The sequence below is a fragment of the Floridaenema aerugineum BLCC-F46 genome, assembly GCF_041929345.1.
Taxonomy (GTDB): Bacteria; Cyanobacteriota; Cyanobacteriia; order Cyanobacteriales; family Aerosakkonemataceae; genus Floridanema; species Floridanema aerugineum.
In genome coordinates this window covers 21,846-40,730 of the sequence record NZ_JBHFNQ010000169.1, presented here as the reverse complement: position 1 = coordinate 40,730, position 18,885 = coordinate 21,846, and the positions used below count along the sequence as shown (strand labels likewise).

Below are 18,885 nucleotides of genomic sequence, written 5' to 3'. Positions count from 1 at the left end.
TACGTTGTTGGGCTTTAGCCCTACTGTAGCGCTGAAGCGCAACAGGTACGTTGTTGGGCTTTAGCCCTACTGTAGCGCTGAAGCGCAACAGGTACGTTGTTGGGCTTTAGCCCTACTGTAGCGCTGAAGCGCAACAACGTACCTTGTCAATTTGTGATTGTTTGAGGTTGTAGTATGAGGGTTTCTTTCTTACTAAATGTCAGGCTATTATCCTGACAATCAACTACAATTGTGTCACCAGCAACAAACTTGCTTTCTAACAACAAAGTTGCCAAGGGATTTTCTAATTGTCGTTGAATTGCCCGTTTTAAAGGACGTGCTCCATAAACCGGATCGTAACCCGCTTCTGCTAAATGATCTTGGGCTTTTCCTGTTAGTTCAATGTTGATTTTTTGGTCAGCTAATAAGTAGTGAATGCGTTTTAATTGAATCCCAACAATTTGCCGTAATTCGTTGCGACTTAAGGTATGGAACAAGATAATATCATCAACGCGATTTAAGAATTCCGGGCGGAAATGTTTTCTTAATGCGTCCATTACTTGTTTTCGCATTTCTTCATAACGGGAATCATCGCCGCTAAAATCGAGAATGCGATCGCCGCCAATATTACTAGTCATCACAATTACAGTATTGCGAAAATCTACCGTTCTTCCTTGCGAATCTGTAATCCTCCCATCATCTAAAACTTGCAACAAAATATTGAAAACATCGGGGTGGGCTTTTTCCACTTCATCTAATAATACAACTGAATAAGGTCGTCTCCTAATTGCTTCCGAAAGTTGTCCGCCTTCTTCATATCCCACATACCCAGGAGGCGCACCAATTAACCGAGAAACGGCGTGTTTTTCCATATACTCGGACATATCAATTCTTACTAAAGCGTCTTCTGCATCAAACAGAAATTGCGCTAAAGCACGGGCTAATTCGGTTTTTCCGACACCTGTCGGACCCATGAATAAAAAGGAACCAATTGGTCTTCCGGGGTCTTTCATTCCCGCCCTAGCGCGACGAATTGCTGCTGCAACTGATGATACTGCTTCCTGTTGTCCGATGACTTTTTGATGTAATTGTGCTTCTAATTGCAGTAATTTTTGCCGTTCTGATTCCAACAATCTACTAATCGGAATTCCTGTCCATTTCCCCACAATTTCGGCAATATCTGATTCGGTAACTTGTTCTCTTAAAAGAGTAGAACCTTCAGCTTGGACTTTTAAAAGTTCAGTTTCTTTTGCTTCCCTTTCCCGTTGCAAACCTTCTAATTTTCCGTATTTTAATTGCGCTGCTTTGTTTAAATCATAAGCCCTTTCTGCTTGTTCGATTTGCACTCGCAGATGTTCTTCTTCTTCCTTCATGGCATTAATTGCTTCTAGAAGTTGCTTTTCTCCTTGCCATTGGGAAGAAAGGGTTTCCTGTTCGGTTTTTAATTCCAAAATTTCATCTTCAATTCGCTGCAATCTTTCTTGAGAAACTTGACTTTCTTCCCCTTCAATGGAAAGTTTTTCCATTTCTAATTGCATCACACGGCGATCGATCGCTTCCAATTCTTCCGGTTTAGAAGTAATCTCCATTTTCAATTTAGCAGCTGCTTCGTCTACTAGATCGATCGCCTTATCCGGCAAAAATCGATCGGTAATATAACGTTGAGAAAGAGTCGCCGCCGCCACTAACGCTGAGTCAGTAATTTTAACGCCGTGATGCACTTCGTAACGTTCTTTCAACCCCCGCAAAATCGAAATTGTATCTTCTACAGTTGGTTGATTAACATAAACTTGTTGAAATCTGCGTTCTAAAGCGGCATCTTTTTCGATGTATTTGCGGTATTCATCCAAAGTAGTCGCACCAATACAACGCAACTCTCCTCTTGCTAACATTGGTTTTAGCAAATTTCCCGCATCCATCGATCCTTGACTATTTGCACCCGCCCCAACAACGGTGTGTAATTCATCAATAAATAGGACAATTTGCCCTTCGGAATTAGTAACTTCTTTGAGTACCGCCCGCAGTCGATCTTCAAATTCTCCGCGATATTTTGCCCCCGCCACTAAACTCCCCATATCTAAGGAAATTAAGCGGCGATTTTTCAAAGATTCTGGAACATCACCATTGACAATTCTTTGGGCTAAACCTTCAGCAATTGCCGTTTTTCCTACCCCCGGTTCCCCAATTAAAACCGGGTTATTTTTCGACCTTCTCGATAATACTTGAACCACGCGACGAATTTCATCATCTCGCCCAATCACCGGATCGAGTTTGCCTGATTTTGCCTGTTCGGTTAAATCCCGTCCATACTTTTCCAAAGCTTCATAACGATTTTCGGGATTTTGATCTGTTACCTTTTGATTTCCGCGAATTGTTTTAATTGTTGCTTCTAACTTTTTGCCATCTACATCATAAGCTTTCATCAACCTGCGACCTACTCTTTCGTCTTCGGTAAAAGCTAAGAGTAAATGTTCGACAGAAATAAAAGTATCTTGCCAAGTTTCCCTTGCTGACTCGGCGCGATCGAGCATGACATCTAAACTTTTGCCTAGATATAATTGGTCTACTTTGGGAAGTTTTGGCTGAACTTTTGTATAAGATTCTAACTGTTGAAACAAGCGGTTAGGTTCCACACCTGCGCGGTTGAGAATGCGCTGAGTTAGTCCTTCTTGTTCTAAAAGTGCGATCGCTAAATGTTCTACCTCTAGGTATTGATTTTGAAAGCGTCGCGCCACTTCTTGAGATTTGACGATCGCTTCCCAAGCTTTATCGGTAAATTTAGTAGCATCAGTAGGTTGCACAGTAGCTCCTTTTATTAATAAAATTTTCCGTTATCACCCGCAAATACATCTTAATGAAAATTGGCGATATTTTACCTTCCCTTTTCTTTTTCCCAATCCCCAATCCCCAATCCCCATTCACTCTACTACTACACACCATTGATGCAATTTGTATTTAACACAACCGTTTTTCACCAAAGGATCTTGCTCAACTATTGATTTTGCCTCATCCATTGAAGCTGCTTGGAATAGTAACATTCCGCCGCCGCGTTCTCCCCAGTAACCTGTTTTCGCTTGGTGTCCTTTAGCGATTAAATCTCGGACAAAAGCTTTATGTGCGGGTATAGATTGGTCAAAGGTAACTTGATCGACAATTCCTTCTTCTATTTTGACAAACCAAGGCATATTAATGTTATGAGATGTCAGATTTGGTATTAACGAATGGTGAGTTCTAGAAGTTTGTTTTTTATTGCTTTGCTACCGCCTGTCAGTATTCAGGAGGAAGTTAATCAGATTAAGCAACACTTTAGCGATCGCTACGCCAGCAGTCATGCTCAAAAATCCCCTCCCCATATTACCCTACAACCGCCCTTTGAGTGGAACCGGGAGTCTGTCGGAGTTTTAGAAGAGTGTTTGAGTGGGTTTGTGAGCGATCGATCCCAAGTACCCATTACTTTATCAGGATTTGCCGCCTTTCCGCCCAGAGTCATCTTTGTGAATGTCTTAAAAACGCCCGAACTCTTGAATTTACAAGCAGATTTAGCTAATCACCTAAAGATAACCTTGGGTATTGTAGACGAAAGATCTCAGGGAAGACCATTTGCGCCACACATGACTGTCGCTTTTAAAGACTTAACTAAACAAAATTTTAAAGCCGCTTGGCCTGAATTTCAGGATAAACCTTTTCAAGCAGAATTTACTGCTAATCAGTTAACTTTGTTAATTCATAGTAATAGACGATGGAATATTTTCAAAGAGTTTCCCTTCTGAAAAAACCAGATTTATTAAGCTGTTACGCATTTAAAAGTCATATTGTAGGGTGCGTCAGAAGGGGATATTTTCCTTTCTATATAAGGCTTTACCGTCTGACGCACCCTACTCGTTAATAAGTGATTTAAATGCGTAACAGCTTATAATGAAATACAAGCTTATCAAGAGAGTAAATTATGAAATCAGAGTACGATTTTTCCCAAGCCGAACAAGGCAAGTTTTATCATCCAGATGCTAAATTTCATTATCCCATTTATCTCGAACCGGATGTGGAACAGTTCGTCACAAAAATTGCTGAAAATAAAAACATTGACGTGCAAGTTTTGGTCAATGAATGGCTGAGAAATAACATTAAATTTATTCAAAGTATTGAGTAAGTTTGAAAGCTGGTTTTAGGAGCTTATATGCTAAGTAATTTAGAACAGACAAATGGAGTAAAAAATGACAAATATTCAATCAATGACAATTGCAATAAAATCCCTTTACGAACAAGATCTTTGTCTGTGGATACAAGCAAATATAAACTTATTAAAGGAGGGAAAATTTGCTGAAATAGATTTAGAAAATCTTCTAGAGGAACTGGAAAGTACGGTGAGAAGTGAGAAAAATGCTTTAAAGAGTAATTTAAGATTACTTCTCATGCACTTACTCAAGTATAAATATCAACAAGAAAACCGAACAAATAGTTGGGTTTACACTATTAGAGAACATCGTAAACGCATCCGAGATGCCTTCAAAATCAGTCCCAGTTTATATCGGTTTTTTGAAGAGATTTTTAATGAATCTTATCAAGATGCTAGGGAACTAGCCGCAGATGAAACAGGGTTATCTATTAAGATATTTCCTCCAGAGTCTCCCTTTACTGTCAAAGAAGTTCTTAATCCTGATTTTTTACCAGATGATAATCCCGAAAATATTCAATAATTGAATGAGATGTCTTTTTGGGCGATCGCTTTTTTCAATAATTGAAAGTACAACGTACAAACTTGCTTAAGCAGTTGAAGTATGAGAAAAATGAAGATAAGATAAGCAAGCTTGAGGTTGAACTTGCTGATGTCGAAAATGAAATCGATTTGATTTATGTTGCACGAGAAGGAGAAGCTCATATAAAATGGCTGACCTCCGAATTTGGCGAGGATGTTTTTCCTGATCGTGACTAATTTATTGGATGATTTTAAGTGTTCTGAAGTTCAATCCTGGCGGTAGGTATCTTTGCCAACTCACCTGTAAATTGTAGTTGTTATTTGTAGTTAACAACTATTACAAAGTACAGAGTAGTAGGGTGAGTAATATTACTTAATTTGAGAGGCGATCGCACTTTACCTTTTTTCACCCAAAGAGCGATCGCCCTTTGCTATACAGTTAGAAAAGCTATAATGGCAAAAGCCATAAATATTGAAATTTAAAATGCCAGAACCAAAATTAGAAGAAAGAATTGCTCAATTAGAAGCTGAAGTAGCTCATCTCAAAAGTTTAATTTCCCCCAGCAGTACTACTTCAAATCCTTGGTGGCTAAAAATCACAGGAACCTTTGCTAACAGTAAAGCTTTTGAGGAAGCAATGCAGCTAGGTAAGGAGTATCGCCAGTCTCAGCAAGAGGATGACGAACAACGAATCCCACCCTATACAGGGGGGATAGTGTCATTATTACATGAAAAATTGAGTCAAGAAATCGCTCTTCAGTCTCAACAACAAGATTCCGAACAGTCTTCTATCGATTAAAATGTACCTTTTAGATACTGACTATCTGACCATTTTAGAACGGGGCGGACAGGACGCACAAATTTTACTAGCAAGACTATCCAACATCAATCCAAATGAAGTAGTCGCTACGACAATTGTTACTTATGAAGAGCAAACACGGGGTTGGCTTAGTTACATGGGTAAATCACGTTCTTTAGAAGCTCAAGTGGAAGCATATCAGCAATTACAACAACATATTGTTAACTTCTGTAGCATACCAGTGATAGGTTTTGAAACAGCAGCCGCCGCCATATTTCAAAATCTTAAAAAGACCTATCCTCGCCTTGGTTCAATGGACTTAAAAATAGCTGCAATTGCGATCGCTAATAATGCTACGCTACTAACTCGTAATATGTCTGACTTCAGTAAAATTAAAGATTTGAAAGCTGAGGATTGGACAATTAGTAGTCCGTAGGGTGCGTCAGACAATCAAACTATTGATTAGATATTTAACTTAAACATCTGACGCACCCTACCACTTTATTTAAAATGCGATATGCCTACGGCACGCTACGCTAACGCACTTTAGCTTTTTTTACTGAAAGAGCGATCGCTCCTAAGTTTTTTATTGATAGGCGATCGCTCTTCGATGCCCAATTATACAACCTCATTTTCGTTTAGAGGTAAACCAATCTGAGGCTTACAGTCTGTAAACGTCAATGAATCAGGGTCAAGGAAGTCGGCTAGTGCCATCTCTAGTACCATTTCGATGGAGTAGTCAATCTGTTTGGCATAATTCAAATAAGCATCGCGAATGCGTTCCGGTAACACTGCCAACAACATCAATGCGGCATCATGGCTGAGATGCTTCCTATCAGTTTGTGGGAGAGTTTGCATAGTTACGACCTTTCATCTCTACTAGGATATCTCGCATTGTATGGGGGCTGTGTCGCATGAATCAGAATGCTTTCTAGCTCATCTCCCAATTTTAGAACATCAACCATTGAGAGCGGTACGAACGCGATCGCAATGTCTCGATGGTCATAATCATCCAACCATGACCAGGTGCAGGCTTTGTGTCCGCCTCTAAATCGCTCTCGAAGTTTTTTAGCTTTGCCAATATAAAGTAGCCCATGCTCCCGATGCTTGACGGCATACAGTCCAGGTGACAATGGGAGATCTCGAAATTCACGGGTGATTAATGCACAGGACTCAAACGGCACAGATAAGAGCGTTTGCAGTAATCTTTCGGCTTGCTCCTCAATTTCATTCAAAATCAGCCCTCATGCTCTTCAACCGATCGACAATGTTCCATTTTAAGACTTACGTGCTGAATACCGTGCAGGTAAAACTCAAGAATTAGACCCCGAAACAACGCACTTTATCTATTCTCCAGCTAACCGCAAAGTTTCTGTATAAAGGTGATCGTGAATCCAAAACCCATTAGCTCTCATCAGAGGTGAAGTGTGACTAACAATAATCATCGCCATCTCTTAGCTGCTAAACTGTTCACATCCTCTCTCAGTTCAGTAATATCATAATGAAGGGGTATTTGACGACTGGCAAGAAGGCGTTGAAATTGAAGTTGATTCATCTGAGCAAAACGGCTGGCTTGTCCTAAAGTAAATCGCTCTTGTTGAAACAGTAATATGGCAATTTCTGCAAGCATTTCTGATTCAGTCATTTGCAGAGTTTGTAAGGTTTCATCGGAAATTACAATACTCATAGTTCTAGCTATTTACAAAATCTAATTAAAGAGATGTACATCTCTTCTATTTTAATCGGGTTAGCGAATGCCTCACGCACTTTTTAGTAGATAATCAATCCTAGTAAGTGCGTTAAAATTTAACCACTCACTAATATGAGTCAAAAGAATTCTTATGACTAGTTCTATGCAACAACTCACATTGCAAGACTTCTTGAAGCGTCCCAATATTGAGGAGTCGCCAGCTTGGGAGTTTGTGGAGGGACAAGCAAATCAAAAACCGATGCCAACAGCTTATCATAGCATTTTACAAAAACGACTGACTGCGGCGATCGATCTATCAAATTCACCCTATGAAGCTTTTCCAGAACTGCGCTGCACTCTCAGCAACAATTCTGTGGTTCCTGATATTACAGTTATCCACAAAAGTCGGATTCCTGTCGAGAATACTGCTGTTGAAGGCGCACCAGATTGGATGATTGAAACCCTCTCTCCTGACCAAAGTACTACTAAATTGATTGCCAAAATTCAAATCTGCTTGAATGAGGGAGCAAAGCTAGGATGGTTAATCGATCCTACAGAACAGCTGATATTAATATTGTTACCTGATGGTCGGATTTCTTTGCTCAAAAATAGCGATCGCTTACCTGTATTACCGAACATAATGTTAGATTTGACAGCTATGCAGGTGTTTGCTTGGGTGCGCGATCGATGAAGTTGTTGTAATCTGAAATCTGCCATAATAATCTACAATTGAGTTGCCAATTACCCTGGTTGCAATCCAAATCGAAAAACTTGTTCAGCAGTTAAATTAAAGTTAGGAAATCCTGGTGATTGAATCGGATTATTTTCCTGAAATTGACTAACTTGATACTCACCATCAACCAGTTGATAAACAGAAAAAGTCGGCTGTTTGGGATTACCAATAAATCGCCTACCACCTAAACCTAAATAATCAACTATCCAATATTCAGCAATTCCCATTTCTTCATAATCACCAGCTTTTGTAAGATAGTCATCGCGCCAATTAGTACTGACTATTTCGACAATCAAACGCACTGACGAACCCATTGTAATAATAGATCCTTTTGCCCAACGTGGTTCATTTGCCACAGCTTGTCGATCTAAAACAATAATATCCGGTTCGTAACCAGACTCATCACGAAAAGGTTTAACTACGCATTCTTTAGGAATGAAGTAAGGAAGTTGATTATTGCGACATTGAAGACCTATTTCTAAGCTGAGAAAGCCCCCAAGTTCTGAATGTTCACCTGTTGGTTTTGGCATTTCAATAATTACTCCGTTGTGCAATTCATAGCGGTGTTCTGATTTTTCGGGATACCAGTCTATGAATTCGTCAAATGTGACCTTTTTGCGGATAGATTGTGTCATAATAAAGCCTTTTTTATTACTATAACAGCAATTTTCAAGGTTAGCGATCGCTTCCTTTCTTGTAGTAACTTAGGAGCGATCGCATTAACATTAACTTACTTATTCGGGCGGTGAATAATTTTTTCCACTACCCGCTTTTTCGCTTTTGGATCGATACCAATTAAACGCACATATTCGCCATTATGTTCAGCTAAACATGATTCTACAGCTGCGATCGCCTCCGACTCCCCAACAATTCCCGAAGCACAACTTTGCCAAGAATTGATCCGAAACCTCCGTTCATCCACAAATTCCATTCCCAAACGATAACCTTGTGCCAAAATTTGTCGCACCTGTTCAACAGTTTCCGAATCCAATTTATTGCTAGAAACTTGCCCATTACCATTACCATAATTACTCTTAACAACTTCAGGTTTCGCAGCTTTCACTTCTTCTTTAACCACTTGCGGACTAACCGTTACCTTGGGCACCTCATTATTACTAAACCGCCGCAAAACATTATACTCTTGCACCAATTTTAAATCCTGAATTCGTTGCTGTTCTTGCGCCATTAAATTACCAAATTCAATCAGCCGAGATAAGCTAAAATTAGGCTTTTTAAAACTTGGTGGCCCTTCTACACTATTTACCACACGAGAAGAAACCTTTTCAAATCCAACTTCATGAATAAATTGGCGAATTTGTTCATCATAAATTCTCGCCCTCAAAGCACTAAAAAAGTCAACTGATTGATTCAAGAAAGTATCAACAAATTGTTCAATTTCTCTTGAAGAAAGACCATCTTCTGAAAAAATACCACCAACAATACCAATTTTATCTTCGCGGTTTGGTTCCCAGTAGAACTTCTCCATCCGTCCATCTCTAATTAATGGCGCATAGAGGGTAGAAAAGTCATTTCCAGTAACAATAATTGGCACGCGATGTAAAGGAGTCGAATCATAACTTCCGGGAAGTTGGACGTTAGTTGGATTATCAGCAATATTCATCAGTGTAGCGTTCACTAATTGAGTATTTACTGTATATTGAGTGCCTTCATCAAATCTACCTGCGCCAGCATCTAAATCATTAATCATTAAGGCAACCATCTTGCCTCGAACTTTAATTAATTCCGCTGCTTCTCGATAACGTAAGCGCAATAAACGTGCTGGATCTCCGGCATCTGGACTTTCTAATTCGCCGCCAGAAATGTGAATTGCTTCGATACCCATGCGCTCAAAAACTAATTCACATTGAAAGGATTTTCCTTCTCCTTTTCGTCCATGAATTCCTAAAATCAGGGGAACTCGCACCCCAGGAATTTCCAGAAAGTTTTTGGTGATATGAACTGCTAATTTGTCAAGGAACTTGGGAGAGATATAATAAGCCATTGGTCTGTTTTTTTCGGTTTGCGATTCGCGCTTTTGCTCTTTGTTAAAATTTTATAACAAATCGGCTAGTTGGGGAGATTTAAGTTTAATAATTTTGAACCGCAGAGACGCAGAGAACGCAGAGTAAGAGAGAGAAAGGTGTAAGGGATAAACGGAGTTATTGATGAGTATGATTGAGAGATAATTGAATTGGGGAATTAGATGACGCGCCAGCTTCACGACCAATTTGCTAAACAATATTTGCAGGAGTTATTAGCGCCTTTGGGACAGGTGGAAACTAGTCTGGATGTATCACCAGAAGTCCGTCAGGTTGATGTTTGGTTTGTTCCAGCAACTTCGCCTTCTATCCAACCACAAGTGTTGGGTTTGTTGGGACAAATGGCATCTTCTGCTTGTTCGTTTGAACCGTTTCGGAATCAGCCTAATCCTGTTGAGGTGCGAAATTGCTTGCTTAAATTGTATTCGCTACATGGCGAACTTTTACGTAAAGCGAGAAGAGAAAACAATTCTCTTTCCGAAGCGGAACTTCCTGTTTTGTGGATTTTATCGCCTACCTGTTCGACAAGTTTGCTGAATGGTTTTGGCGCAAAATTAGATAGTTCTGGAAATTGGGTTGAAGGGGTTTACTTTTTGCCAGAATATCAGAAAGCGGCATTGGTAGCGATTAATCAGTTACCAACTACGGGGGCAACTTTGTGGTTGCGAATTTTGGGACGTGGCGAAACTCAAAAACAAGCAGCACGAGAAATAGAAATGCTTCCGAATAACCATCCTTTTAGAAGGAATATTTTGGAAATTGTTGGTAGGTGGTACGTCAATTTGCAAATAAGTCAAAATTTAAATGATGAAGATAGGGAGGTACTTATGAACTTATCAGCAGCTTATCTGAAATGGCGAGAAGATACTTTACAAGAAGGACGGCAAGAAGGACGGCAGGAAGCACAGCGAGAGATGGTGGAAAATTTACTGCAAATTCGATTTGGTTCGCTGGATGAGGCGTTAGTTGGGGTGATACCGTCAATGTTGAAATTACCGTCACAAGAATTGACTCGGTTGTTGTTGACGCTTTCTCGTGAGGAGTTGTTGGAACGGTTTGGCGGGGAGTTTAATTGAGTGGATTTCAGTTGCATCAAGTAGACTCCAGAAACCCGGTTTCTTCAAGAAACCGGGTTTCTTTGTACCTCACTCACCTAAAAAGGGCTGTATTAATTTGAACGACGAATACAGGATAAAGTTTGAGGACGCGAAGGAATAGGGTAACAAAGGCGATTACACTGTTAACAGAAGAAATAAGTATATGGTGTGATTTTTAACTTAAGTTAGGGAACAATAAGTTTGATGAACGAGTGAGTAAGGTTTTTTGGAAGAGGTTAACAAGCCGTTAGCAAAAGATCTCAAGTTACACGAGATTAGGTAATCGCTCAGCTACTAACCACCAAGGACTAATCAACTCCCAGAAACCAGTAAATCAGAACCCAGTTATCACCAGTTGGAGTAATTCTATGGAAGCTCACCCCTATGAACCTTTTGCAAACGAAACCTGGATTATTGATCTAATTATTCTTGAAAAGCTTGAAATTCCTGGTCAAGTGCGCGAAAAATGGCGGGCCGGCCCCCTTGCTATTTATCCTTTAGTTGATTCTTTACGATTAAAAGACGGAACTTCTGTTAAGCAATTCTTTCTGGTTCCTTCTAAACTTGATATTTCCTGCGATCAATACGTCAAATTCTACTGGGATAAGCCCGGTGAACGAGGATTTGATAGCCAAGGAAAAGCAGGTGACCCAAGGGGTGTAGTTATTCAAATAGTCACTAAGGAAGAAGCAGAAAATCTTCAAAAGCAAATGCAGGAGAGTTTGGCCTATGAACTACGTTGTCAACTGCAAGACAAGCTAAATCAACTCCAGCAAGAGCAAAAAAGAGTAGCTCAGCAGGTAGAAGAGTTGGCACAAATCCGCACACAGGAGTTGAGGAATAAAATAAAAGCGGAAGAGGAGAATTTAGCACAAGAAAAGACATTACTTGATGCGGAATGTCAACGCTTGAATGAGCAGCAAAAATATCTTGAGTCCCTAGCTGAAGATGTAAAGAACGCTAAGGATATCTGGATTGCCTTAGAGCCATACCGTGCTGCTGTACCACTCGTTATTGACTCTAAGCTGTCTGAAACGACTGAGCCATGTCCACTGCCTGAAAATTTAGGGACAGAGTGGAATCAGATGCTGCATTCAAGCGGATTATCACTTCCTAAATACGTTTCTACAAGTTACCTGCTAGCACTGTTTAGTTCATTTTACTCAGGTAGCTTGATACTATTAAACGGTTCTGTTGGTGTTGGTAAAACCAGTCTAATTCAACACTCAGCCTCGTTACTTGGCGGCCAGAGTAGAATCATTCCAGTCCGTCCGGCTTGGCTTGACCCTTCTGATTTGCTGGGTTTTTTCGATCCGCTTAGCGAAACTTTTCGTCCCACCCCATTTTTAACAGCTTTGAAAGATGCTAATAACCACTATGACCGACTTCATCTAGTATGTCTGGATGAACTTAACCTGGCCAAAATAGAGAATTATGGTGCTGACTTACTATCTGCTCTAGAGTATTCACGTTCTGAGCAGGAAAAACAAGGGCTTCAGATCTATTCCTCAAACATTGAAACAGAGTTGTGGGAAGAGGCTAGGCTATTACATGAGGAACAACAAAGAGATTATAAGCAAATACAACGACTCAAACGGCTAGAAATCATTTTAAAAGATTATGCTTCAAACTTCCCGATTCCAAAAAACATAGTATTACTTGGTACTCTCAATTCCGATGAAACGACTTATGACTTGAGTCCAAAAGTCATTGACCGTTCATTTGTAATTACTTATCCTCTAGCAGACTTAACAGCCGAAATTTTTTCACAACCAGTCGATCCTAAGTCGATTGCAAGGAATATTTCCGTTTCTTCTTTGAGAGAAAGAATTAAAGACATGATCGGAAATACAATCGACGGTTGGGAGATAATCGTAAAATGGAATAAAGAGTATCTTACCAAACTAGGAATCCCTTTGGGACACAGAGCAAAAAAAGAATATACCGTCTTTAGTGCTACTGCAAATTGCTTGGGTCTGACTCAAAATGACTGCCTCGGTTACTTTTTATTTACCAAAGTACTGCCGAGAATCTCCTTCTTTAAAGGCACCGACTCCAATAATCTCAATAGAGAAGAACTATGTAGCAAGTGGTTTACGGAACTAGCAGTATATCGAGACTTTGGTGTAAGTGCGCTCCTTACTCAGATGCAAGACCAATTGGAGGATGATAGACGACGCAATGTTCGCTACTGGGGTTAAATTTATGATGACTGAACAGCAACTAACCAATATTAATGAAGAACAACTAAAGCATTGTATAGCTGAAATCGGGTTACTAGCACTTTCAACATCAAGTTGTGTCACCAGGCAAATGACAGTACATGAAGGAATAGAAAATAGTAGCTTAGGAATTTTATGGTGTCCTAGTGCTAAGTTATTGGCTACTGCAAATGCTTTGCTTGACTTAGCTAAAGTGGTCAAGGATAACTGGGATGTCCTAGAACAACGTCCTTTAAAAAGTTTTATTACCCAAGTTGCTTCGGTAGACATTAAACGGGTAAGTTCGTCTCCTCAATCCTTGATCCAAGCTAAGTTAAATCCCTTCAAGAGACAAACTCTTACTTTTACCCGTGTTGAATCGAATCAATGTACAGAAAATGAGTTTCTTTGTTATGTATTAGATGTTTATCTTAAGGATTTGGTAAATGGTATAGCAAAGGTATTAACCTCTTTAAAGATCGAGGAGATTGTTATACCTAATATTTCTCGAAAATTCCAAGATGAACGTCCTAATTTTATGACAGACTTAAGAAAGCGTGTCCAAAAAAGAAACTTTTTCATAGGAGATGAGAAAAGACGCATTACAGAAACCGTATCACAGCTTCATAATTGTGCGGAATGGGCAAGTCAAGCAAGAAAGGCTGGCTTTCTTGAAGAAGTGACAACTCCTGATGAACCACCCTCTCCATCTTTACGATTAACAGGCTCACCCATTTACGGTTCTATCTTTGAGCAATACTCAAACTGCCGTATCGGTAGCCTTGCTGCAATTGAACAAGTTATTTATTTATATAGATGCACTTATCAGGGTCAAGTGCGTCCTACATGGGAAATTTACAAAATTTGGTGCGTTGCTCGAATGTACAGCACATTTATAATATATGCAAATATGCAACCACCGAAAGGCGAACCTACCATATTTGAGTGTATCCAGACTAAAAGAGGAACACTTGAGTTGCCAAGAAATAAAGCCTTCAAACTCCAAGGAAAGTTAAATGATGGAACAGAGTTTAGTATTACTTTCTGGTACCAGCCTGAACTATTAACCCATAATGGTGAGTTGAGAATGCCAGATATTAAGGTAGAAGTAGCTACAAATGGATATAAACGACTCTATTGCTTTAATGCTGAAGATCGTAACTATAAAGAACAAGGCTCCGATCAATTTATTGACGATGTTCTTGAAATTGCTAGAAACAAATACTTAGCACCTCTGGGAATGACGGCTAGTTTTATCCTACATACGGATAGACAAGTTAATTATTGGGGTGAAGTACCTTTCAACAGAATCTTACAAGAGAAATTTAATCTTACTACAGAAACAGTCAATGCTAATAGATATGTGAATCATCAATATGGAGCAATTTCGCTGATACCTGGCTTAAATGCGGATGAGCAGTTTCAAAAAATACTCCAGCTATTATTCAAATACCATAACAATTCGCTGAAAACAGCCTGCCTTGCCTGTGGATATCAGCTTGAGTGGGGTAAAGATGTTGTACCTAGTTGGAAACCAAGTTTGATTAGTGAAGTAGAACTCATAAGTAGAACCCTAAATGGTAGTAGCAGAGCAGGAAACGGCACAGGCGTATATTGTTCCTGTCCTAAGTGCGGTGATTTTTGGGTAGTCCAGATTTGCTGGATAAACCATCACCCTCTTCTTAAGCTTATAGATTGCTTTCACAGACATTCTGACCATCCAGAATGGAAAGGCAAGTGGATGTACATTTGTCCTGTGTGTGGTAGCGATCCCTCTCCAGAAGATTTAGGTTATTAGCTCGAAATCATTTTCAAAGAACAAAAAAAGCGATCGCTTCTTTCCAACAGCTTGATTGTTGGAAAGAAGCGATCGCCCGACTGTTGATTACTTATTCGATGTTGCTCAACTCTTTCAGTTGGTTCATTAAAGCCTTGGCTATCTCAACAGGAAGTTGAATAACTACTTCATTATCCTCATAGACACCACGTTCAGTAACACCTTCTTCGTAGACAGCGTTAGTCACTTTGATTGCAACATAACTCTTGCCAGCCGCCGATTGTACCTCTATAGTGGTATCTATCTTACAGCCTGTGTCGAAAGTGTACTTACTATTAAAGCTTGCCATGAAAAAGTCTCCTTCTATCAGTAAGAACTAATTATTCCTAGCACTCTTTACTTGGCATTTTTATTGCATTTACTTTCCTATTTGCCAGGAATGCTATTGCCCCAAGTAGTTTCCCTATACTGACTTTAGTACTACCGCCTAACTCGAAAGCGTACTTTACCTGGAAGTTTGGCATTATGAAATCTTTCATCATTCAAAGTTTCTATCCGTTCTAGCATCTAGCTCACCACATTTTCTTAGCATCCTATCTCTTTTTTATACAGATGCGATCGCTCTCCCCATAGCCACAAATTTAGGCGATCGCCCTAAAATTGTATAATATTTAACATCTGCAAAAATTCCCCTATATCTAACAATGACTCGCTTCATCCACGATCAATTTGCCAAAGACTGTTTAGAAGAATTACTAACACCTTATGGACAAGTCAAACCCGCGCAAAAAGTCTCATCAGAAACCAGGAAAATCGATTTAATGTTCATTCCTAACACTCCCTCAGCCACCCTCTCACAAGATTTAGGATTATTAGGAAGATTGGGAGAAACAGCCGCAATTTTTGAACCGTTTCGCAATCCCGTTGAACCAGAAGAAATTTGTAGTTGTCTCCTGAAAGCTTTAGAAGTTAGAGAAAGTATTCAACGACAAGCAAAGCGCAAAAATTCTCCCAATGAAACCATCAGCTTACCCCATTTATGGATACTCACCCCAACTGCCTCAACCTCAATCTTAGAAGGATTCCGCGCTATACTAGAGGACAATTGGGGCGCAGGAGTTTATTTCCTACCTCATTATTTGAGAACAGCTATTGTCGTAATTCATCAATTACCTAAAACCCCAGAAACTCTTTGGTTGAGAATATTGGGAAAGAAAAAAGTCCAACAGCAAGCAATTGATGAATTGTCGGCATTACCAGCAGGCAATGTATGGCGAGAAAGAATCTTGGAATTGTTTTATCAATTACGAGAAAATTTAAACGTTAATCAAAGTTTAGAAGCAGACGATCGGGAGTTAGTTATGAGATTACAACCTTTGCTTCAGGAAAAGTTAGCCCAAGTTGAACAACAAGGCATTCAACAAGGTATCGGACAAGGTATTCAACAAGGTATCGAACAGGGAGAGCGTTTAATAGTGGAAAATTTATTAAAAGCAAGATTTGGAGAATTAGATACAGAATTATCTGCTTTAATTGACTCGATTTTGACTTTCCCTCCTGAAGAATTTACTCCTCTATTATTGCAATTGTCTCGTGAAGAATTGCTAGAAAGGTTTGGATCTTAACTAATAAAGTGCGATCGCACCCATCAGCAACTAAGACAACAACTACTCAAAAGTGCGATCGTCTACAATAAATACTATTAAATTTAGATAAGTTGATTTTTGTAAATGAACATTAAACCACTATCTTACGAAACACTTTCAGAAGCTATTTCCTTGGTAGATAATATTTTCCCCTACCAGAAAGATACCATGTATGAAAATGCTAGAATTGCTTTTTCTGCTAGCCTCGATCAAGATAACCCATCATCTAGATCGCTTCTTGAGCAAATGCAAATAACGGAAGCAAACTACTGGGTTGCTATTGATGAAAGTTCAGGTAAAGTAGTAGGAACTACTGGATTATATACCTACGCTGAAGACGAGGCGGAAGCATATTGGTTGGGTTACACTTGTGTAGATCCAGATTGTCGCGGTCAAGGAATCGGGGCGAAACTGGTTGATTTTGCGATTGAAAAAGCGCGATCGAATGACAAAAAATTTCTCCGCTTATACACTTCAAATGTTCCAAATCAAGCAGTTGCTCAAATTCTTTACGAAAAGCGTGGTTTACTGATTATTGGGGAAGAACAGATTCAGGGAAGTAAATTTAAAAAAATCTACCGTGAACTGAAGTTATAGCACTTTTATTGATTAGCGATTCCCCAACTGTTCAATAAAAGCTTGATGTTCCGGCGTTGCCAAACCTAACTGTAACGCTGAGTTAACTTCAACTAAATTACCCGCTAATAAAGCGGAAACTGCTAACCATAACCCAGGGAACACTTCACTTTTAATTATTCCAGCTTCATCTGCTTGTAAAGCAATATATTCTCCTTCTCTTAACCGAAACCAATCAATTCTCTGCTCATAAACTTGCCAAATTAAATATTCTTGAACTTGGTTACGACGATAGACTCTTAATTTTTCTCGCAAGTCATAAGAAGCACTACTTGCAGCTATTTCAGCAATGAATTCTGGCGCACCTTCAACATAACTATCTTCGCTAACTGTTGACTGTCCACCAACGTCAATTCGCAACAGTGCATCCGGTTGCGGTTCGTTATCTGGATCGAGGCGCACTGTAGTATCAACTAACAAATCAACCCCAGGCGTAACTATCTTATATGAAGATAACCATCCTACGATATCACCGTGAGGTCTACCGTGAATAACTCTAACTGGCGATCCCATGTATACAACTCTTTCGATTAATTCGGCTTTTTTTAGGTGCGGCATTGCTTCGTAGCGACTTTCAAATTCGGTGCGAGTTAGGCGATCGCCATTTTCCAAAGGCAAAATTTTCGGTACAATTCCTCTCATAGTTCGACCTCTATTATTTGCTTTCATTAATGGTTTCTATATTAACCAATAAAAAATCGGGGCAATTTAAAAATTACCCCTACTTAAAACTTGTAATTATTCAATTACGCAATAGCAGAAATTAGTATCTGCTGGTGGTTGGTTTGTGAACGATGAAGCTCAGTACTTGGCACTGCTTCACGTTATCAAAACCCATCACGCGAATGAAGCAATTGGAATATTCAGAACGGCAAGCTTTGATTTCGTTCAAAATTTCATTGGTGCTGGTAGCGTTGAACAAAGGTAGCTTCCACATTGTCCAATAGTGCTGTTCAGGTGCAGAGCTTTCGCTGAATTCTACACCAGGGATGAAGCCATTATCCAAAATGTATTGGAGTTGGCGAGTAATTTGAGCATCAGAGAGCGGTGGCAAGTAGGAAAGAGTTTCGTAACGACGCTCTTTAGGTAAAGTTTGCATGGCTGTCTAAAAATCCTTAATTTACGAATGTCTGGAAAACTGTTGATTTAGCGATCGGAATTTTCCTAATTTGGCTCAGAAGAATCCCTTTCCTGTTCTGGATATGTACTGGAGTCCGAAATGCTCAGTTGCGTGATTCGCTCTAAATGCCCGCGCCGATGTTCCATATTGGCTTGCTCAATATTACTGCGAACCATCTCCGGTAAAAAGTCTGTTACTTCCTCTGCAAAATGTTGTCGCAAAGTCATTAACCGTAAAGCTAAATCCTGTTTCTCATGCAGCAACGCTTCTAGAAACGCTTCTCCATCTTGAACGCTGTTCCTAGCGGCAAAGTCATTCAACCAATACGCTAGAGGAGGATTCGTTTCATTAAGCTGAGCCAATACAGTCCGCAGCGCTTGGTAAGTCAAATAACTACTCAGCACTTTAGCTGTGTCTTTCGCAACTTTTTTTAAGTCCATGTCGTGACTCCAGCCTGAAATATTTGAGATTTTAG

Annotated in this window: 23 protein-coding genes; 12 read left to right on the top strand and 11 right to left on the bottom strand. The window is 39.7% G+C overall.

Annotation, left to right across the window (positions count from 1 at the left end; genetic code table 11):
* Nucleotides 1–146: 146 nt before the first annotated feature.
* Together clpB and ACE1CC_RS22165 are read right to left on the bottom strand one after the other, a co-directional pair.
* Complete coding sequence (gene clpB, locus ACE1CC_RS22170; RefSeq protein ID WP_413272608.1) at nt 147–2,780, bottom strand: ATP-dependent chaperone ClpB; 2,634 nt, start codon at nt 2,778–2,780, stop codon at nt 147–149.
* 117 nt (nt 2,781–2,897) lie between these two features.
* On the bottom strand, nt 2,898–3,164 hold the full coding sequence (locus ACE1CC_RS22165; RefSeq protein ID WP_413272607.1) for a YciI family protein: 267 nt from the start codon (nt 3,162–3,164) through the stop codon (nt 2,898–2,900).
* 36 nt (nt 3,165–3,200) lie between these two features.
* Between ACE1CC_RS22165 and ACE1CC_RS22160 the strand changes: the two genes are divergently transcribed.
* The 6 genes from ACE1CC_RS22160 (at nt 3,201) to ACE1CC_RS22135 (ending at nt 5,907) form a co-directional block, all read left to right on the top strand.
* Complete coding sequence (locus ACE1CC_RS22160; RefSeq protein WP_413272606.1) at nt 3,201–3,749, top strand: 2'-5' RNA ligase family protein; 549 nt, start codon at nt 3,201–3,203, stop codon at nt 3,747–3,749.
* A 176-nt stretch (nt 3,750–3,925) separates the two neighbouring features.
* A complete protein-coding gene (locus ACE1CC_RS22155) occupies nt 3,926–4,126 on the top strand; it encodes a hypothetical protein (protein WP_413272605.1) in 201 nt (66 codons plus the stop codon).
* 64 nt (nt 4,127–4,190) lie between these two features.
* On the top strand, nt 4,191–4,673 hold the full coding sequence (locus tag ACE1CC_RS22150) for a DUF29 domain-containing protein (RefSeq protein WP_413272604.1): 483 nt from the start codon (nt 4,191–4,193) through the stop codon (nt 4,671–4,673).
* A 41-nt stretch (nt 4,674–4,714) separates the two neighbouring features.
* On the top strand, nt 4,715–4,909 hold the full coding sequence (locus ACE1CC_RS22145; RefSeq protein WP_413272603.1) for a hypothetical protein: 195 nt from the start codon (nt 4,715–4,717) through the stop codon (nt 4,907–4,909).
* Between the two features lie 247 nt (nt 4,910–5,156).
* Nucleotides 5,157–5,471: a hypothetical protein gene (locus tag ACE1CC_RS22140; RefSeq protein ID WP_413272602.1), complete on the top strand. Its 315-nt coding sequence runs from the start codon at nt 5,157–5,159 to the stop codon at nt 5,469–5,471.
* Between the two features lies 1 nt (nt 5,472).
* Nucleotides 5,473–5,907, top strand: coding sequence for a type II toxin-antitoxin system VapC family toxin (locus ACE1CC_RS22135; protein WP_413272601.1), 435 nt, complete (start codon nt 5,473–5,475; stop codon nt 5,905–5,907).
* Between the two features lie 182 nt (nt 5,908–6,089).
* Here the strand turns inward: ACE1CC_RS22135 and ACE1CC_RS22130 are convergent, their stop codons facing one another.
* From ACE1CC_RS22130 to ACE1CC_RS22120, 3 genes are all read right to left on the bottom strand, one after another.
* Nucleotides 6,090–6,329: a hypothetical protein gene (locus tag ACE1CC_RS22130; RefSeq protein WP_413258741.1), complete on the bottom strand. Its 240-nt coding sequence runs from the start codon at nt 6,327–6,329 to the stop codon at nt 6,090–6,092.
* Between the two features lie 2 nt (nt 6,330–6,331).
* Nucleotides 6,332–6,706: a GIY-YIG nuclease family protein gene (locus ACE1CC_RS22125; protein ID WP_413272600.1), complete on the bottom strand. Its 375-nt coding sequence runs from the start codon at nt 6,704–6,706 to the stop codon at nt 6,332–6,334.
* Nucleotides 6,707–6,912: 206 nt separating this feature from the next.
* The gene (locus tag ACE1CC_RS22120) at nt 6,913–7,158 is read right to left on the bottom strand and encodes a UPF0175 family protein (RefSeq protein WP_413272599.1); all 246 of its coding nucleotides are present in this window, start codon (nt 7,156–7,158) and stop codon (nt 6,913–6,915) included.
* Between the two features lie 154 nt (nt 7,159–7,312).
* On the opposite strand from ACE1CC_RS22120, the gene ACE1CC_RS22115 reads away from it, so the two are divergent.
* A complete protein-coding gene (locus ACE1CC_RS22115; protein WP_413272598.1) occupies nt 7,313–7,852 on the top strand; it encodes a Uma2 family endonuclease in 540 nt (179 codons plus the stop codon).
* A 50-nt stretch (nt 7,853–7,902) separates the two neighbouring features.
* Here ACE1CC_RS22115 and ACE1CC_RS22110 read toward each other — a convergent pair whose 3' ends face one another.
* Together ACE1CC_RS22110 and ACE1CC_RS22105 are read right to left on the bottom strand one after the other, a co-directional pair.
* Nucleotides 7,903–8,529 (bottom strand): Uma2 family endonuclease, encoded by a 627-nt coding sequence (locus tag ACE1CC_RS22110; RefSeq protein ID WP_413272597.1) that lies wholly within the window; start codon nt 8,527–8,529, stop codon nt 7,903–7,905.
* Nucleotides 8,530–8,624: 95 nt separating this feature from the next.
* Nucleotides 8,625–9,896 (bottom strand): ribulose bisphosphate carboxylase small subunit, encoded by a 1,272-nt coding sequence (locus ACE1CC_RS22105; protein WP_413272596.1) that lies wholly within the window; start codon nt 9,894–9,896, stop codon nt 8,625–8,627.
* 201 nt (nt 9,897–10,097) lie between these two features.
* Here ACE1CC_RS22105 and ACE1CC_RS22100 point away from each other — a divergent pair, with 201 nt between their 5' ends.
* From ACE1CC_RS22100 to ACE1CC_RS22090, 3 genes are all read left to right on the top strand, one after another.
* Complete coding sequence (locus ACE1CC_RS22100) at nt 10,098–11,009, top strand: RpnC/YadD family protein (protein ID WP_413272595.1); 912 nt, start codon at nt 10,098–10,100, stop codon at nt 11,007–11,009.
* A 389-nt stretch (nt 11,010–11,398) separates the two neighbouring features.
* On the top strand, nt 11,399–13,231 hold the full coding sequence (locus ACE1CC_RS22095; RefSeq protein ID WP_413272594.1) for an AAA family ATPase: 1,833 nt from the start codon (nt 11,399–11,401) through the stop codon (nt 13,229–13,231).
* Between the two features lie 4 nt (nt 13,232–13,235).
* Nucleotides 13,236–15,029 (top strand): hypothetical protein, encoded by a 1,794-nt coding sequence (locus tag ACE1CC_RS22090; RefSeq protein WP_413272593.1) that lies wholly within the window; start codon nt 13,236–13,238, stop codon nt 15,027–15,029.
* 91 nt (nt 15,030–15,120) lie between these two features.
* Here the strand turns inward: ACE1CC_RS22090 and ACE1CC_RS22085 are convergent, their stop codons facing one another.
* Nucleotides 15,121–15,255 carry a hypothetical protein gene (locus ACE1CC_RS22085; protein WP_413272592.1) on the bottom strand — a complete coding sequence of 45 codons (135 nt, stop codon included), beginning with the start codon at nt 15,253–15,255 and terminating at the stop codon, nt 15,121–15,123.
* 457 nt (nt 15,256–15,712) lie between these two features.
* Between ACE1CC_RS22085 and ACE1CC_RS22080 the strand changes: the two genes are divergently transcribed.
* Nucleotides 15,713–16,633, top strand: a complete 921-nt coding sequence (locus tag ACE1CC_RS22080; RefSeq protein ID WP_413272591.1) for a hypothetical protein — start codon at nt 15,713–15,715, stop codon at nt 16,631–16,633.
* A 105-nt stretch (nt 16,634–16,738) separates the two neighbouring features.
* Nucleotides 16,739–17,251, top strand: a complete 513-nt coding sequence (locus ACE1CC_RS22075; protein ID WP_413272590.1) for a GNAT family N-acetyltransferase — start codon at nt 16,739–16,741, stop codon at nt 17,249–17,251.
* 12 nt (nt 17,252–17,263) lie between these two features.
* Here ACE1CC_RS22075 and ACE1CC_RS22070 read toward each other — a convergent pair whose 3' ends face one another.
* From ACE1CC_RS22070 to rcbX, 3 genes are all read right to left on the bottom strand, one after another.
* A complete protein-coding gene (locus tag ACE1CC_RS22070; RefSeq protein WP_413272589.1) occupies nt 17,264–17,932 on the bottom strand; it encodes a Uma2 family endonuclease in 669 nt (222 codons plus the stop codon).
* A gap of 121 nt (nt 17,933–18,053) precedes the next feature.
* The gene (locus tag ACE1CC_RS22065) at nt 18,054–18,389 is read right to left on the bottom strand and encodes a ribulose bisphosphate carboxylase small subunit (RefSeq protein WP_413272588.1); all 336 of its coding nucleotides are present in this window, start codon (nt 18,387–18,389) and stop codon (nt 18,054–18,056) included.
* A gap of 65 nt (nt 18,390–18,454) precedes the next feature.
* On the bottom strand, nt 18,455–18,850 hold the full coding sequence (rcbX, locus tag ACE1CC_RS22060; RefSeq protein ID WP_413272587.1) for a RuBisCO chaperone RbcX: 396 nt from the start codon (nt 18,848–18,850) through the stop codon (nt 18,455–18,457).
* Nucleotides 18,851–18,885 lie beyond the last annotated feature (35 nt).